This window comes from Pseudomonas sp. C9D1, assembly GCF_056491235.1.
This window is the reverse complement of sequence record NZ_JBSZIE010000002.1, coordinates 2,469,004-2,484,410: the sequence shown is the minus strand read 5'-3', so window position 1 is coordinate 2,484,410 and position 15,407 is coordinate 2,469,004. Positions and strand designations below refer to the sequence as shown.

At 60.6% G+C, this 15,407-nt stretch carries 12 protein-coding genes, 2 tRNA genes and 1 rRNA gene; 12 read left to right on the top strand and 3 right to left on the bottom strand.

What is annotated here, in order from left to right; all coding sequences use genetic code 11:
* Positions 1 to 23: 23 nt before the first annotated feature.
* Positions 24 to 1,583, bottom strand: a complete 1,560-nt coding sequence (locus ACXI0U_RS19745; protein ID WP_374978952.1) for a bifunctional aminoglycoside phosphotransferase/ATP-binding protein — start codon at positions 1,581 to 1,583, stop codon at positions 24 to 26.
* Positions 1,584 to 1,699: 116 nt separating this feature from the next.
* Here ACXI0U_RS19745 and mrcB point away from each other — a divergent pair, with 116 nt between their 5' ends.
* The 3 genes from mrcB to ACXI0U_RS19730 are packed head-to-tail and all read left to right on the top strand — an operon-like array spanning position 1,700 to position 5,081.
* Entirely contained in the window at positions 1,700 to 4,018 is a 2,319-nt protein-coding gene (gene mrcB, locus ACXI0U_RS19740; protein WP_043244430.1) for a penicillin-binding protein 1B, read from the top strand.
* A gap of 17 nt (positions 4,019 to 4,035) precedes the next feature.
* On the top strand, positions 4,036 to 4,761 hold the full coding sequence (locus ACXI0U_RS19735) for a tetratricopeptide repeat protein (protein ID WP_265169746.1): 726 nt from the start codon (positions 4,036 to 4,038) through the stop codon (positions 4,759 to 4,761).
* Entirely contained in the window at positions 4,761 to 5,081 is a 321-nt protein-coding gene (locus tag ACXI0U_RS19730) for a YqcC family protein (RefSeq protein WP_021219288.1), read from the top strand. The genes ACXI0U_RS19735 and ACXI0U_RS19730 overlap by 1 nt, the downstream gene beginning before the upstream one ends.
* A 40-nt stretch (positions 5,082 to 5,121) precedes the next feature.
* Here the strand turns inward: ACXI0U_RS19730 and ACXI0U_RS19725 are convergent, their stop codons facing one another.
* Positions 5,122 to 5,613, bottom strand: a complete 492-nt coding sequence (locus tag ACXI0U_RS19725) for a DUF4124 domain-containing protein (protein WP_184490939.1) — start codon at positions 5,611 to 5,613, stop codon at positions 5,122 to 5,124.
* 410 nt (positions 5,614 to 6,023) lie between these two features.
* On the opposite strand from ACXI0U_RS19725, the gene ACXI0U_RS19720 reads away from it, so the two are divergent.
* A complete protein-coding gene (locus ACXI0U_RS19720) occupies positions 6,024 to 7,748 on the top strand; it encodes an acetolactate synthase 3 large subunit (RefSeq protein WP_043244472.1) in 1,725 nt (574 codons plus the stop codon).
* Between the two features lie 2 nt (positions 7,749 to 7,750).
* Positions 7,751 to 8,242: an acetolactate synthase small subunit gene (ilvN, locus tag ACXI0U_RS19715; protein ID WP_021219285.1), complete on the top strand. Its 492-nt coding sequence runs from the start codon at positions 7,751 to 7,753 to the stop codon at positions 8,240 to 8,242.
* Between the two features lie 55 nt (positions 8,243 to 8,297).
* Here the strand turns inward: ilvN and ilvY are convergent, their stop codons facing one another.
* Entirely contained in the window at positions 8,298 to 9,179 is an 882-nt protein-coding gene (gene ilvY / locus ACXI0U_RS19710; protein WP_021219284.1) for an HTH-type transcriptional activator IlvY, read from the bottom strand.
* A 125-nt stretch (positions 9,180 to 9,304) separates the two neighbouring features.
* Between ilvY and ilvC the strand changes: the two genes are divergently transcribed.
* The 7 genes from ilvC to ACXI0U_RS19675 all read left to right on the top strand — a co-directional run bounded on the left by ilvC (position 9,305) and on the right by ACXI0U_RS19675 (position 15,336).
* Positions 9,305 to 10,321: a ketol-acid reductoisomerase gene (gene ilvC, locus ACXI0U_RS19705; RefSeq protein WP_021219283.1), complete on the top strand. Its 1,017-nt coding sequence runs from the start codon at positions 9,305 to 9,307 to the stop codon at positions 10,319 to 10,321.
* A 154-nt stretch (positions 10,322 to 10,475) separates the two neighbouring features.
* Positions 10,476 to 11,291 carry a CDP-diacylglycerol--serine O-phosphatidyltransferase gene (gene pssA, locus ACXI0U_RS19700; protein ID WP_271659044.1) on the top strand — a complete coding sequence of 272 codons (816 nt, stop codon included), beginning with the start codon at positions 10,476 to 10,478 and terminating at the stop codon, positions 11,289 to 11,291.
* Between the two features lie 61 nt (positions 11,292 to 11,352).
* On the top strand, positions 11,353 to 12,357 hold the full coding sequence (gene msrP / locus ACXI0U_RS19695) for a protein-methionine-sulfoxide reductase catalytic subunit MsrP (protein ID WP_431482729.1): 1,005 nt from the start codon (positions 11,353 to 11,355) through the stop codon (positions 12,355 to 12,357).
* Positions 12,357 to 12,983: a protein-methionine-sulfoxide reductase heme-binding subunit MsrQ gene (gene msrQ / locus ACXI0U_RS19690; RefSeq protein WP_431482728.1), complete on the top strand. Its 627-nt coding sequence runs from the start codon at positions 12,357 to 12,359 to the stop codon at positions 12,981 to 12,983. Before msrP ends, msrQ begins: the two co-directional genes overlap by 1 nt.
* Before the next feature lie 541 nt (positions 12,984 to 13,524).
* Positions 13,525 to 15,061 (top strand): 16S ribosomal RNA (locus tag ACXI0U_RS19685).
* 95 nt (positions 15,062 to 15,156) lie between these two features.
* Positions 15,157 to 15,233 (top strand) — tRNA-Ile (locus tag ACXI0U_RS19680).
* A gap of 27 nt (positions 15,234 to 15,260) precedes the next feature.
* Positions 15,261 to 15,336 (top strand) — tRNA-Ala (locus tag ACXI0U_RS19675).
* Positions 15,337 to 15,407: the final 71 nt, after the last annotated feature.

The window sequence follows — 15,407 nt, the reverse complement described above, 5'->3', positions numbered from 1 at the left end:
ATAGGCCTTAGGGCATCGTCCGATCAGAGGCCGGGCAGGTGCTGACGGATGCGCTCGACCAGGCTGTCGAGGCTGCTGGCGTCGTGGGTGTCGATGCGCTTGCTGTGGGTCTGTTCTTCCGCCGTCAGGGCTTCGCGGCTCGCCTGCTGGGCATGCACCACTTCTAGCGTGGCGTCGGAGGGGTCGCCGCCTTGCTGCTTGCGCTGTTCCAGCCAGCCGGCGATGACGGCTTCCGGGGCGTGGCAGTCGAGGATGACGACGGGTGTGCCCACTTGCTCGGCGACATCCTGGGCGGCCTGGCGCTGGGCCTGCTTGAGGTAGGCCGCGTCGATCACCACCGGGAAACCGGCGTGCAGCACGGTTTCCGCCAACTCATGCAGGTGCTGGTAGGTGCGGGCGGTGGCCTCGGCGCTGTAGATGCCACTGTAGAGGTCGTTCTGCTCGCCCTGCTGCTGGCCGAACAGGCGCTTGCGCTCGACGTCGGAGCGCAGGCGGATGGCGCCGAGGGCTTCCACCAGGCGCAGCGCCACATGGCTCTTGCCGACGGCCGATACGCCGTGGGTGATGGCCATGAAGCGCGAGGGAATGGCGCTGTAGCTTTCCGCCAGGTTGGCGTAGTTGCGGTACTGGCGCAGAGTGGCGGCCTGCTGCACGGCGTCGCTCTGGTGGGCGAGGCTGAACAGGGCGATCTTGGCGCGGACCAGGGCGCGGTAGGCCTTGTAGAAGTTCAGCACCTCCAGGCCCTTGTAGTCGCCGGTCTCTTCCAGGTAGCGGCTGACCAGGCGGCGGGACAGCGACTTGAGGCCGCGGTCCTCCAGGTCCATGGCCAGGAAGCCGATGTCGGCATAGACGTCGGTGAAGCGGAAGGGTTCGTTGAATTCGATGCAGTCGAACAGCACCACCTCGCCTTGGATGAGGGTGGCGTTACCCAGGTGGATGTCGCCATGGCATTCGCGGATCGAACCATTTTTCTTGCGTTCGGCCAGTAGTGGCAGCAGGCGCTCGTAGCTGCTTTGGGCCCAGGCTTCGAGGGCGTCGAGTTGCTGCAGGTCAGCCTTGTTGCTCAGCATCGGGCGGATCTGGTCGAAGTTCTGCTGCACCGGGGCCATGACCATTTCCGGGGTGCCCAGCGGGTGCTCGATGGCGACCTGGGGCGACTCCATGTGGAACTGGGCGATCTGTACGGCCAGGGCGTCGATGTGGGCGGGCGTGAGTTCGCCACGCGACTGCACTTCGCTCAGCAGGTTGGCCTGGGGGAACTGCGCCATGCGGATGGCGAATTCGATGGGCGGGCCTTCGCCGCCCAGCTTCGGGGCGGCTTCGCTGCCGGTGATCGGCAGCACGTCGAGATACAGGTCGTGGGTGAGGCGTTGGTTGAGACGCACCTCTTCACCGCAGAAGCGCTCGCGGGCGGCCAGGTCGGTGAAGTCGAGGAAGCCGAAGTTGACGGGCTTCTTGATCTTATAGGCGTAGGGACCGGTGAGGAGCACCCAGGAGATGTGCGTCTCAATGACCTTGAAGCCTTCCACGGGATGCGGATAGAGGGCGGGGTCTTGCAGGGCGGTAATCAGTGCTTGGCTCACGGTCTTTCCTTGCTGGAGGTGCTGGCAGAGCGGGGGATTATGGCCGCTGTGCACCACTCTGCAAACCGTCAGGAGGCGCCTTCTGGCTGTGGATAAAGTGCGTATAATGCGCCGCCATGACTCGTCCCCGATCCCCCCGCTCCCGTAAAAAGCCCCGCTCCAGCGGCCTCCGTACCCTATTTGGCTGGGGCTTGAAGCTCGGCCTGGTGGGCTTGGTGGTGCTGGCGGGATTCGCCATCTACCTCGACGCTATCGTCCAGGAAAAATTCTCCGGCAAGCGCTGGACGGTTCCGGCCAAGGTCTATGCGCGACCGCTGGAATTGTTCGTTGGCCTGAAGCTGGCCAAGGATGATTTCCTCAAGGAACTCGATGCGTTGGGTTACCGCCGCGAAAGCGCGTCCAACGGCCCGGGCTCCGCGTCTGTGGCCGGTGCGGCGGTGGAGCTCAATACCCGCGGCTTCCAGTTCTATGAAGGCCCCGAGCCTGCGCAGCGGATCAAGGTGCGTTTCTCCGGCGATTACGTGGCGGGCCTGACCCAGGCCAACGGCAGCAACCTTGCGGTCGCGCGCCTCGAGCCGCTGCTGATCGGTGGCCTCTATCCCGCCCATCATGAGGACCGGGTGCTAATCAAGCTGGACCAGGTTCCGGCCTATCTGGTGGAGACGCTGGTGGCGGTGGAGGACCGTGAGTTCTTCAACCATTGGGGTGTTTCGCTCAAGTCCATCGCGCGTGCGATCTGGGTCAACGCCACCGCCGGCCAGTTGCGCCAGGGCGGCAGTACCCTGACCCAGCAGTTGGTGAAGAACTTCTACCTGACCAACGAGCGCAGCATCAGCCGCAAGGCCACCGAGGCCATGATGGCGGTGTTGCTCGAGGTGCATTACGACAAGCGCGAGATCCTCGAGGCCTACCTCAACGAGGTGTTCCTCGGCCAGGACGGCCAGCGCGCCGTGCACGGCTTCGGTCTTGCCAGCCAGTACTTCTTCAGCCAGCCGCTTTCCGAGCTGAAGCTGCATCAGGTCGCGCTGCTGGTGGGCATGGTCAAGGGCCCGTCGCAGTACAACCCGCGACGCAACCCGGAGCGTGCGCTGGAGCGCCGCAACCTGGTGCTGGACCTGCTCGCCGAGCAGGGCATCGTCACGCCGGAAGAGGCCGCCGAGGCCAAGGCCAAGCCGCTGGGCGTGACCCAGCGCGGCAGCCTGGCGGACAGTTCGTTCCCGGCCTTCCTCGACCTGGTCAAGCGCCAGCTGCGCCAGGACTACCGTGACGAAGACCTTACCGAGGAAGGGCTGCGCATCTTCACCAGCTTCGACCCGATCCTGCAGCTCAAGGCCGAGTCCGCCCTCGATGAAACCCTCAAGCGCCTGTCCGGCCGCAAGGGTGTCGACGAGGTCGAGTCCGCCATGGTCGTCAGCAACCCCGAGACGGGTGAAGTGCAGGCGCTGGTCGGTAGCCGCCAGCCGCGCTTCGCCGGTTTCAACCGCGCCATCGATGCCGTGCGCCCGATCGGCTCGCTGATCAAGCCCGCCGTCTACCTCACCGCCCTGGAGCGCCCCAGCCAGTACACGCTGACCAGTTGGGTGCAGGATGAGCCCTTCTCGGTGAAGGGCCAGGACGGCCAGGTGTGGACGCCACAGAACTATGACCGCCAGGCCCACGGCAGCATCTACCTGTACCAGGGGCTGGCGAACTCGTACAACCTGTCGACCGCCAAGCTGGGTCTGGAACTGGGCGTGCCGAACGTGCTCAAAACCCTCGAACGACTCGGCGTCTCCCGCGAGTGGCCGGCCTTCCCGTCGATGCTGCTGGGTGCAGGTGCACTGAGCCCGATGGAGGTGGCGACCATGTACCAGACCCTGGCCAATGGCGGCTTCAATACGCCCTTGCGGGGTATCCGCAGCGTGCTGACCGCCGAAGGCGAGCCGCTCAAGCGCTACCCGTTCCAGATCCAGCAGCGCTTCGATCCGGGTGCCATCTACCTGGTGCAGAACGCCATGCAACGGGTGATGCGTGAGGGCACCGGGCGCTCGGTCTATACCCAGCTGCCCAGCTCGCTGACCCTGGCCGGCAAGACCGGTACCACCAACGACTCCCGTGACAGCTGGTTCGCCGGCTTCAGCCAGGATTTGTTGGCAGTGGTGTGGCTGGGCCGCGACGATAACGGCAAGACGCCACTCACCGGCGCGACGGGTGCGCTGCAGGTCTGGACAGGCTTCATGCGCAAGGCTGATCCGCTGCCGCTGGACATGCCGATGCCGGATAACGTGGTGCAGGCGTGGATCGACCCACACAGCGGCCAGGGCTCTGACTCCAGCTGCCCGGGCGCGGTACAGATGCCGTATATTCGCGGCAGCGAGCCGGCGCCGGGCCAGTCCTGTGGCATGGGTGCGCCAGTGGACTCGGTGATGGACTGGGTCCGTGGCTGGATGCAATGAACCGAAGAGGATCTGATGTGAATAAAGGGTGGATTCCAGCCTTGACCGTTGCGGTCATGCTGACCGGTTGTGCGACTCCTCAGCGAAATGCCATCCCGGTGGTCGACTCCGGTGGCCCGATGTCCGAACAGGAAGAAGGCTCCGGCGGCTACCGCGCCCCGGTCGCGGCCCAGCAGCCTCAATACGATTCCCAGGATTCCGGTGTGGTGGTGATGGTGCCGGGTGGCAGTGGCAGTTCTGCCCAGGCGATGCCGGCGCCGAGCGCGCCCATCAGTGGCTCGATCAGTTCCGGCCCCATCACGCCCGGCCCGATCACCCCGGGTCCTTCGAGCTCCGCACCGATCTCCACCGGCAGCTACAGCATGCCTTCTGCACCGAGTGGCATTCCCAGCGGCGGCAGCCTCGCCGCTGACGAACAGCTGGATGGCCCCGTGCTGGCGCTGCTGACCACCGCCCAGCAGCAACAGGGCGGTGGCGACCTCAATGGTGCGTCCTCCAGTCTGGAGCGTGCCCAGCGCATCGCCCCGCGCGAACCGCAGGTGCTTTATCGCCTCGCTGAAGTGCGCCTGGCCCAGGGCGATGCCGCCCAGGCCGAGCAGCTTGCTCGTCGTGGCCTGAGCCTTTCCAATGGCCGCCCGGCGTTGCAGGCGAGTTTGTGGGAGTTGGTCGCCAAATCCCGCGAGCGCCAGGGCGACCCGTCCGGTGCCGCCCAGGCCCGTCAGCGCGCCAAGGTCAGCTCCTGATGGATCCGCGCCTCTCCGAGGTGGCTGAGCAGTTGCTGCTGATCGAGCGCGAACTGCGCGTGCTCGGTTGGTGGGCGGACGCCGCGCCCAGCGCAGAAGCGCTTTCCAGCCCGGAGCCGTTTTGCGTCGACACGCTGGCGTTCGAAGAGTGGTTGCAGTGGATCTTCCTGCCGAAGATGAAAATCATCTTGGAATCCGGGGCCGATCTGCCCCAGGCGTCGGGGATTCGCCCGATGGCCGAGATGGCCTTCCGTGAGCGTCCGGTGGAGGTGCGAGCCTTGCTGGAGTCGCTCGGGGAGTTCGATCGGTTGATCGGTTGAGACATGAGTGCGGCGCCGAGAGGCGCCGCAGTTCCATGGATCAGTTGCAGTTCTCGTCTATCGACTTCTTGGTTTCTGCCATCTTGGCCTGGCGTTCTTCTTCGCCCAGGAAACGCAGCTGACCGTTCTCTTCCACGCGCACGCGCGGGTTGTTCTGCAGCTGCGCGAGGTTGGTGCGCATGGTGTCGCAGTACTTCTTGCGCTCGGCTTCCTGCTTGGCGACGTCGCTTTTCACCTTCTCGTCCAGCGCCTTCTGCTGCTCATCGCTGCTGGCCTTACCGGGTTTGGCGGGCGCTGGCGTAGCGGCCTTTTCCTCGGCCTTGGGCTGGACGGGGTAGGGGTTCTCGAACGTGGGTTTGACTTCCTTGGGCTGCGCGGCGCCGGTGCTGACCGACGTGGCATCCTGCCCCTGGGGCGGCTGCGCGCCGAAGTGGGTTACACCTTGCGCGTCCACCCATTTGTAGACCTGGCTGGCCATGACAGAACCGCTCAGGGCGAGCAGCAGGCTGCCTGTGAGAATGATGCGCCGCATGTTGTTTCCTTGTGATCGACTCGAGACCTGGCAATTACTATAACCAAAACCCGCCTATCGTCATGCTGCTATGTGTCACAGGCTTGTGATGCAAGAAACACTGATGGATTACTTGACTTGTCGCACGCTTATCCGAAGAATCCGTGGTTCGCTGTTTCAGTGGGCCGGCCGCAAGTCGGTAGCTGCCGCAGTCGATGAGGTGCATACCCGCGCCGACCTGTTACACCCGCAACGCGTTACCTCGCGCTGGGTGGGAAAGTCCCGCAACAACTCTCAGGGGCCGACCCGATGCTTGCTCAGTCAGTAGCTGATGGAGTTCGACTACCCGTCGTGCACGTCACTGCTTGCAAGCAAACCTATTTCAGGCCGTCCGGTGCGGGCGGTTTACTGGCGTTTTAGAGGTGAACAACGTGGAGCTTTTATCTGGCGCTGAAATGGTCGTCCGCTCGTTGCGTGACGAAGGCGTTAAGTACATCTACGGGTACCCGGGTGGTGCCCTCCTGCATATCTACGATGCCCTGTTCAAGGAAAGTGACGTCACCCATATCCTGGTGCGCCATGAGCAGGCTGCTACCCATATGGCCGACGGCTATGCCCGCGCTACCGGCAAGCCCGGCGTGGTGCTGGTGACGTCCGGCCCCGGTGCGACGAACGCCATCACCGGCATCGCCACCGCCTATATGGACTCCATCCCGATGGTCGTGCTGTCCGGTCAGGTGCCGAGCGGCATGGTAGGCACCGATGCCTTCCAGGAAACCGACATGGTCGGTATCTCCCGTCCGATCGTGAAGCACAGCTTCATCATCAAGCATCCTTCGGAAATCCCCGAAGTGATCAAGAAGGCCTTCTATCTCGCCCAGTCCGGCCGTCCTGGCCCGGTCGTGGTCGATATTCCGAAGGACATGGGCGATCCGACCCAGAAGTTCGAATACAGCTACCCGAAGAAGGTCAAGCTACGCTCGTACAGCCCTGCCGTTCGTGGCCATTCCGGCCAGATCCGCAAGGCGGCCGAGATGCTGCTGGCTGCCAAACGTCCGATCCTGTACGCCGGTGGCGGCGTGATCATGGGCGGCGCTTCCGAGCCTCTGACCGAACTGGCGAAGATGCTCAACCTGCCGGTGACCAACACCCTGATGGGCCTCGGCGCCTACCCGGGCATGGATCGCCAGTTCGTTGGCATGCTCGGCATGCACGGCAGCTACACCGCCAACCTGGCGATGCACCACGCTGACGTGATCCTGGCTGTCGGCGCGCGTTTCGATGACCGTGTGATCAACGGCGCGAGCAAGTTCTGCCCGAACGCCAAGATCATCCACATCGACATCGACCCGGCTTCGATCTCCAAGACCATCAAGGCCGATATCCCGATCGTGGGGCCGGTGGACAGCGTCCTCACCGAGATGGTCGCCATCCTCAAGGAAATCGGCGAGACCCCGAACAAGGAGACCGTCGCCAGCTGGTGGAAGCAGATCGAAGAGTGGCGCGGTGACCGCGGCCTGTTCCCCTATGAAATGGGCGACGGCAGCATCATCAAGCCGCAGACCGTCATCGAGACCCTGTGCGATGTCACCAAGGGTGATGCCTATGTGGCGTCCGATGTGGGGCAGCACCAGATGTTCGCGGCGCAGTACTACCGCTTCAACAAGCCCAATCGCTGGATCAACTCCGGTGGCCTCGGCACCATGGGCTTCGGCTTCCCGGCGGCGATGGGCGTGAAGCTCAACTTCCCGGATGCCGATGTGGCGTGCGTGACCGGTGAAGGCAGCATCCAGATGAACATCCAGGAACTGTCCACCTGCCTGCAGTACGACCTGCCGGTGAAGATCATTAACCTCAACAACGGTGCCTTGGGCATGGTCCGCCAGTGGCAGGACATGCAGTACAACAGCCGTTACTCGCACTCCTACATGGAGTCGCTGCCGGACTTCGTCAAGCTGGTTGAAGCCTATGGCCACGTTGGCATGCGCATCACCGACCTGAAGGATCTGAAGCCGAAGATGGAAGAAGCGTTCGCGCTGAAGAATCGCCTGGTGTTCCTCGATATCCAGGTCGATCCGAGCGAACACGTCTACCCGATGCAGATCCGGGATGGCGCCATGCGCGATATGTGGCTGAGCAAGACGGAGCGGACCTGAACATGCGACACATCATTTCCCTGCTGCTGGAGAACGAACCCGGTGCGCTGTCCCGTGTCGTCGGCCTGTTCTCCCAACGCAACTACAACATCGAAAGCCTGACCGTAGCGCCCACCGAGGATCCGACCCTGTCGCGTCTGACGCTGACCACCGTTGGCCAGGACGATGTGATCGAGCAGATCACCAAGAACCTCAACAAGCTGATCGAAGTGGTCAAGCTGGTGGACCTGTCGGAGAGCGCTCACATCGAGCGCGAGCTGATGCTGGTAAAAGTGAAGGCTACTGGCGCCCAGCGCGCCGAGGTCAAGCGCACCACCGACATCTTCCGCGGGCAGATCGTCGATGTGACCAGTAGCGTCTACACCATCCAGCTGGCCGGTACGTCCGACAAGCTGGACAGCTTCATCCAGGCGATCGGCACCGCGTCGATCCTCGAGACCGTGCGCAGTGGCGTTACCGGCATTGCCCGTGGGGACAAGGTGCTGAGCATCTGATCGCCATGCTGTGTTGAAGAGCCCCGCCTTGTGCGGGGTTTTTTATTACCCGGATTTACTGGCGACGATTCCAGAAGGCGGCGATTAGCGGATCCTTGAGGCGTTTTTCCAGGGCGAACAGGCCGATGTCGTAGGCGGTCAATGGAGGCTGGATGTCGTAGATGCGGATGCGCTCGGTCAGCGGGCTGTTGTCGAGCACGATCTGCGGAACCACGCCGATGCCGAACCCCAGGCTCACCATGCTGACGATGGCTTCGTTCCCCGCCACCTGGGCGTAGATACGCGGCTTGATGCTGTGGCTTTTCAGCCAGCGCTCGGTGCGCGTTCGGGCCAGGCCTTCTTCCGAGAGAATCATCGGCACGTCCTTCCAGCTTTGCGCTGTGGGCTGCCTCAGCTGTTCCTCGCTCAGTAACTGAGGTGACTGTGGTCCGATGAAGCGCAGCTCCGAACGGGTGATTGACTGGAAGTCGATGCCGGCTGGCAGGTTGTCGGGCCGGGCGCCGATGGAGAGGTCCTCCAGCCCCTGTTGTACCCGCTCGACCGCCTTGGCGGGGTCGCCGGTGTGCAGCTTCATTTCGATGCGAGGGTAGTCCTGGCGGAAGCTGCTGAGGATGTCGTAGAGGAAGCTGTAGCTTGCCGTCACCGAGCAATACAGGGAGAGCTCGCCGTGCAGGTCCACCTGGTCCTGCATGAACCGCTGGCGGATGGCGTGCCAGCCGCTCATGACCTCGCTGGCATACTCGCGGAACTGCTGCCCCTCTCGGGTCAGCTGGACCGAACGGTTGTCGCGTACGAACAGGGGCGCGCCGACTTCGTCTTCGAGCTGCTTGATGCTTCGGCTGAGTGCAGAGGGGCTGACATGCTGTTCGCGGCTGGTTTTGCCGAAGTGCAGGTTATCTGCCAGGGAAAGGAAGAGCCTGAGCGAGTGGTTGTCCATGAGTGTTCCATTAACAGGCACATGACGTTGCGAATATATCATTTTACGCAACGGGCCCGATCGCTTAATGTGCCTCTGTCGCGGTGCGCGCACCCCATCCCTTTCGTTTTAGAAGAGTCATGAACATGAAAGTTTATTACGACAAAGACTGTGACCTCTCGATCATCCAGGGCAAGAAAGTAGCCATCATCGGTTACGGCTCCCAGGGTCATGCTCATGCCTGCAACCTGAAAGACTCCGGTGTCGACGTAACCGTCGGCCTGCGCCCGGGCTCCGCCACCGTCGCCAAGGCTCAAGCCCATGGCCTGACCGTGAAGAGCGTGCCGGAAGCCGTTGCCGCCGCTGACCTGGTCATGATCCTGACTCCCGACGAATTCCAGTCCAAGCTGTACAAGGACGAAGTCGAGCCGAACCTGAAGAAAGGCGCCACCCTGGCTTTCGCCCACGGTTTCGCCATCCACTACAACCAGGTCGTTCCGCGTGCCGACCTCGACGTGATTATGATCGCGCCGAAGGCTCCGGGCCACACCGTACGCTCCGAGTTCGTCAAGGGCGGCGGCATCCCTGACCTGGTCGCCATCTACCAGGACGCTTCCGGCAATGCCAAGAACGTTGCCCTGTCCTACGCCTGCGGCGTTGGCGGCGGCCGTACCGGCATCATCGAAACCACCTTCAAGGACGAGACCGAAACCGACCTGTTCGGTGAGCAAGCGGTTCTCTGCGGCGGTTGCGTCGAGCTGGTGAAAGCCGGTTTCGAAACCCTGGTCGAAGCTGGCTACGCGCCGGAAATGGCCTACTTCGAATGCCTGCACGAGCTGAAGCTGATCGTTGACCTCATGTACGAAGGCGGCATCGCCAACATGAACTACTCGATCTCCAACAACGCTGAATACGGCGAGTACGTGACCGGTCCGGAAGTCATCAACGCCGAATCCCGTCAGGCCATGCGCAACGCTCTGAAGCGCATCCAGGACGGCGAATACGCCAAGATGTTCATCCAGGAAGGTGCTTCGAACTACGCGTCGATGACCGCCTACCGCCGCAACAACGCTGCTCACCCGATCGAGCAGGTTGGTGAGCGTCTGCGTGCGATGATGCCGTGGATCTCCGCCAACAAGATCGTCGACAAGACCAAGAACTAAGGTCTCGCGCGGTTGAAGAAGAAACGCGGCTACGGCCGCGTTTTTTCATGGTGCTCCCGCTTCTGGTATAAAGCCTGATTACCGGGCACGTGACGCGAACCAGCCTGTTGCATCCCGGTCAAATTCATTCGCATACCTCGCAAGGATGTTGTTCATGAGTGACCGTCCCGAAGAGCCGAACGAGGCTCCCGACGCCGAAAGCCTGCTGCCGATCGACGAGCATGTCGAAGAGGGGCACGATGATGAGGGTCGCAAGGTCCGTCATCGCGGCATCTATCTGCTGCCCAACCTGTTCACGACTGCCAACCTGTTCGCCGGCTTCTACGCGATCATCAACGCCATGAACGGAAACTTCTCCGTCGCGGCTGCCACCATCTTCGTTGCCATGGTGCTCGACAGTCTCGATGGGCGGGTTGCGCGCCTGACCAATACCCAGAGTGCATTCGGCGCCGAGTACGACTCGCTCTCGGACATGGTCGCCTTCGGCGTCGCACCCGCGCTATTGGCATTCGAATGGGCACTGAGTGGGCTCAACAGCGTTGGCCTGACGGTTGCCTTCATCTATGTGGCAGGTGCGGCTCTGCGCCTCGCGCGCTTCAACACCCAGATCGGCAAGGCCGACAAGCGCTACTTCATTGGTTTGGCCAGCCCGGCCGCTGCCGGTGTTGTTGCTGGTACGGTGTGGGCGTTCAGCGACTTCGGTATCAAGGGCTCGAACATGTCCTTCATCGTCGCCCTGCTGGTAGCGGCTGCCGGCATGTTGATGGTCAGTAACGTCAAGTACTACAGCTTCAAGGACCTTGACCTGAAGGGGCGCGTCCCGTTCGTGGCCATCCTTGTGGTGGTGCTGGCGTTCGCCGTAGTGTTCAGCGACCCGCCGCGTATCCTGCTGCTGATCTTCCTTGCTTACGCAGCCTCCGGTCCGGTGCAATACTTGCTGCAACTGCGTCGCCGCAAGCGCGTCGAGTGATGTAATTTCCTCCCGGCTCCGCAGTCTACTGGGCAACCCATGCCGTAACTGTGGAGCCGTCATGCTGATCAGAACTCCCGCCGCGTCTTCCTCCCGGGAAGATGAAGTCACCCCTGAATCCATCTACCTTTCGCGTCGCGCCTTCATGGCGGGAGTGGGGGCTGCCGCTGCACTTTCTTCCCTTCCCGGTCAGGCCGCAGAGTCTGCGGCCTATGCCGATGTTGAACCGGCTGACGCGCCTGCCTGGTTCTCGGGCAAGTTGCAGGATGCCCGTTGGCAGGCGATCACCGCTGGGAGTGAGGCGGTGACACCTTTCAAGGATGCCACCCACTACAACAACTTCTACGAGTTCGGCACCAACAAGGGCGACCCCGCACGGTATGCGGACAAGCTCAGTGTCGAGCCTTGGCAGGTGAAGATCGATGGGGAGGTGGCGAAGCCAGGTACTTACTCGCTCGAAGACCTGCTGAAACCTCATCGACTGGAAGAGCGTATCTACCGACTACGTTGCGTCGAGGGGTGGTCGATGGTTATCCCCTGGCTGGGCTTCCCGCTGGCGGATCTTTTGCAATTGGTGGAGCCCAACGGGAATGCGAAGTTCGTGCGCTTCGAGACGCGACTGGCTCCTGATGAGATGGCCGGTGTGCGTTCGGGGTTCTCGTTGATCGACTGGCCTTATATAGAAGGGCTGCGATTGGATGAGGCGATGCATCCGCTCACGCTGCTGGCTGTTGGCATGTATGGGCGTGTGCTGCCTAACCAGAATGGGGCACCGTTGCGTTTGGTGGTGCCGTGGAAGTATGGCTTCAAGAGCATCAAATCCATTGTGCGTATCAGCCTGGTGGCCGAGCAGCCGAAGACGACCTGGGAGGCCATTGCGCCCAACGAGTACGGCTTCTATTCCAATGTGAATCCTGAAGTGGATCATCCACGTTGGAGCCAGGCTCATGAGCGGCGTCTTCCCAGTGGCTTGTTTAGCCCTAACGTGATTCCGACGCGGATGTTCAATGGCTATGACGAGGTAGCCACTCTCTATGGCGGCCTCGATCTGCGGAAGTACTACTGATGCGCTATCGACTGTGGCGCGTGGCGGTTTTCCTGGCGGCGTTGGTTCCTCCTTCTCTGTGGGTTTATCAGGCCTGGATCTTTGACCTAGGCCCTGACCCGGGGAAGGCGCTTGTCGACCGGCTTGGACTCGGCGCGCTTTGGCTCCTGCTCATCACTCTTGGGACGACGCCCCTGCAGAAGCTGACGGGCTGGGGTGGTTGGATCGCCGTTCGCCGGCAGCTGGGGCTTTGGTGCTTCGCTTATGTGGTCTTCCATATAAGTGCCTATGCGGTGTTCCTGCTTGGCCTGGATCTGGGCCAATTGGTGAAAGACCTGAGTAAGCGCCCTTACATTATCGTGGGTGCACTGGCCTTCTTCATGCTCTTTGTCCTGGCGGTGACGTCCAACCGGTACAGCATTCGGAAGCTCGGTAGGGGCTGGAAGCAGCTGCATAGGCTCGTCTACCTGATTCTCGGGCTGGCCTTGTTGCATATGCTTTGGGTGGTGCGTGCGGATATGGCTGAGTGGGCGGGCTATGCCATTGCCGGGAGCGCGCTTCTTGCGCTGCGTCTGCCGGTAATCTCTCGGAGGCTCAAGCGGCCAGTTCCGGGGCCTGCAGAGAAGATGACGAAAAGATTTCAATAAAGTGTTGACGTGCCGTTTTTGATCCCTATAATGCGCACCACTTCCACAGCAGAAGCCAAGAAAAACCTCTTGTAAATCAAAAGGTTAAGTAAAGGTAGAGTGATTTGATTTAGGTCGAATCGATGCGGTGGAAGGGTGATGCCAGGTTGGGTTTTGGCGTCGCCAGCCTCTTCCGGATGAGTTCGAAAGAAGCTGAAAAACAGGTGTTGACAGCGAGTTGAAACGCTGTAGAATTCGCCTCCCGCTGATGTGAAGCGAAAGATTCACGGAAAGCGCAAGTCGTTGAGTAGAAAGAAAAAATTCTTCGAGAAACAGCTTGACAGATAGAAAGGCTGCTGTAGAATGCGCGGCCTCGGTTGAGACGAAAGACTTAATCGAAATTGCTCTTTAACAATTTGAATCAAGCAATTCGTGTGGGTGCTTGTGATGTAAGACTGGTAGTCGACTGATTATCAGCAACACAAGTAACACTCGTGAATTCGAGAGTTTATTTGCGATTGCTGAGCCAGGTTTAGGGTTTTCTCAAAACCCAAGCAGTATTGAACTGAAGAGTTTGATCATGGCTCAGATTGAACGCTGGCGGCAGGCCTAACACATGCAAGTCGAGCGGATGAGTGGAGCTTGCTCCATGATTCAGCGGCGGACGGGTGAGTAATGCCTAGGAATCTGCCTGGTAGTGGGGGACAACGTTTCGAAAGGAGCGCTAATACCGCATACGTCCTACGGGAGAAAGCAGGGGACCTTCGGGCCTTGCGCTATCAGATGAGCCTAGGTCGGATTAGCTAGTTGGTGAGGTAAAGGCTCACCAAGGCGACGATCCGTAACTGGTCTGAGAGGATGATCAGTCACACTGGAACTGAGACACGGTCCAGACTCCTACGGGAGGCAGCAGTGGGGAATATTGGACAATGGGCGAAAGCCTGATCCAGCCATGCCGCGTGTGTGAAGAAGGTCTTCGGATTGTAAAGCACTTTAAGTTGGGAGGAAGGGCAGTAAGTTAATACCTTGCTGTTTTGACGTTACCGACAGAATAAGCACCGGCTAACTTCGTGCCAGCAGCCGCGGTAATACGAAGGGTGCAAGCGTTAATCGGAATTACTGGGCGTAAAGCGCGCGTAGGTGGTTCAGCAAGTTGGATGTGAAAGCCCCGGGCTCAACCTGGGAACTGCATCCAAAACTACTGAGCTAGAGTACGGTAGAGGGTGGTGGAATTTCCTGTGTAGCGGTGAAATGCGTAGATATAGGAAGGAACACCAGTGGCGAAGGCGACCACCTGGACTGATACTGACACTGAGGTGCGAAAGCGTGGGGAGCAAACAGGATTAGATACCCTGGTAGTCCACGCCGTAAACGATGTCGACTAGCCGTTGGGATCCTTGAGATCTTAGTGGCGAAGCTAACGCGATAAGTCGACCGCCTGGGGAGTACGGCCGCAAGGTTAAAACTCAAATGAATTGACGGGGGCCCGCACAAGCGGTGGAGCATGTGGTTTAATTCGAAGCAACGCGAAGAACCTTACCTGGCCTTGACATGCTGAGAACTTTCCAGAGATGGATTGGTGCCTTCGGGAACTCAGACACAGGTGCTGCATGGCTGTCGTCAGCTCGTGTCGTGAGATGTTGGGTTAAGTCCCGTAACGAGCGCAACCCTTGTCCTTAGTTACCAGCACGTTATGGTGGGCACTCTAAGGAGACTGCCGGTGACAAACCGGAGGAAGGTGGGGATGACGTCAAGTCATCATGGCCCTTACGGCCAGGGCTACACACGTGCTACAATGGTCGGTACAAAGGGTTGCCAAACCGCGAGGTGGAGCTAATCCCATAAAACCGATCGTAGTCCGGATCGCAGTCTGCAACTCGACTGCGTGAAGTCGGAATCGCTAGTAATCGTGAATCAGAATGTCACGGTGAATACGTTCCCGGGCCTTGTACACACCGCCCGTCACACCATGGGAGTGGGTTGCTCCAGAAGTAGCTAGTCTAACCGCAAGGGGGACGGTTACCACGGAGTGATTCATGACTGGGGTGAAGTCGTAACAAGGTAGCCGTAGGGGAACCTGCGGCTGGATCACCTCCTTAATCGAAGACATCAGCTTCTTCATAAGCTCCCACACGAATTGCTTGATTCACTTGCGAAAAGCGATTGGGTTGTTAGACCCGAGAGTAAGACGATTGGGTCTGTAGCTCAGTTGGTTAGAGCGCACCCCTGATAAGGGTGAGGTCGGCAGTTCGAATCTGCCCAGACCCACCAATTGTCATGGGCGTGGCAGGTCTTCGAGGGGCCATAGCTCAGCTGGGAGAGCGCCTGCTTTGCACGCAGGAGGTCAGGAGTTCGATCCTCCTTGGCTCCACCATCCACTCTGATAATCGCTGAAAGCTCAGAAATGAGTGCCTTGAGAATGGCATTGATTTCTGGTCTTTGCGC

What these genes read in the sequence shown, in the direction of transcription:
- mrcB (WP_043244430.1), top strand. Translation starts at nt 1,700, where the DNA reads ATGACTCGTCCCCGATCCCCCCGCTCCCGTAAAAAGCCCCGCTCCAGC.
- ACXI0U_RS19730 (WP_021219288.1), top strand. Translation starts at nt 4,761, where the DNA reads ATGGATCCGCGCCTCTCCGAGGTGGCTGAGCAGTTGCTGCTGATCGAG.
- ACXI0U_RS19725 (WP_184490939.1), bottom strand. Translation starts at nt 5,613, where the DNA reads ATGCGGCGCATCATTCTCACAGGCAGCCTGCTGCTCGCCCTGAGCGGT.
- ilvN (WP_021219285.1), top strand. Translation starts at nt 7,751, where the DNA reads ATGCGACACATCATTTCCCTGCTGCTGGAGAACGAACCCGGTGCGCTG.
- ilvY (WP_021219284.1), bottom strand. Translation starts at nt 9,179, where the DNA reads ATGGACAACCACTCGCTCAGGCTCTTCCTTTCCCTGGCAGATAACCTG.
- ilvC (WP_021219283.1), top strand. Translation starts at nt 9,305, where the DNA reads ATGAAAGTTTATTACGACAAAGACTGTGACCTCTCGATCATCCAGGGC.
- pssA (WP_271659044.1), top strand. Translation starts at nt 10,476, where the DNA reads ATGAGTGACCGTCCCGAAGAGCCGAACGAGGCTCCCGACGCCGAAAGC.
- msrP (WP_431482729.1), top strand. Translation starts at nt 11,353, where the DNA reads ATGCTGATCAGAACTCCCGCCGCGTCTTCCTCCCGGGAAGATGAAGTC.
- msrQ (WP_431482728.1), top strand. Translation starts at nt 12,357, where the DNA reads ATGCGCTATCGACTGTGGCGCGTGGCGGTTTTCCTGGCGGCGTTGGTT.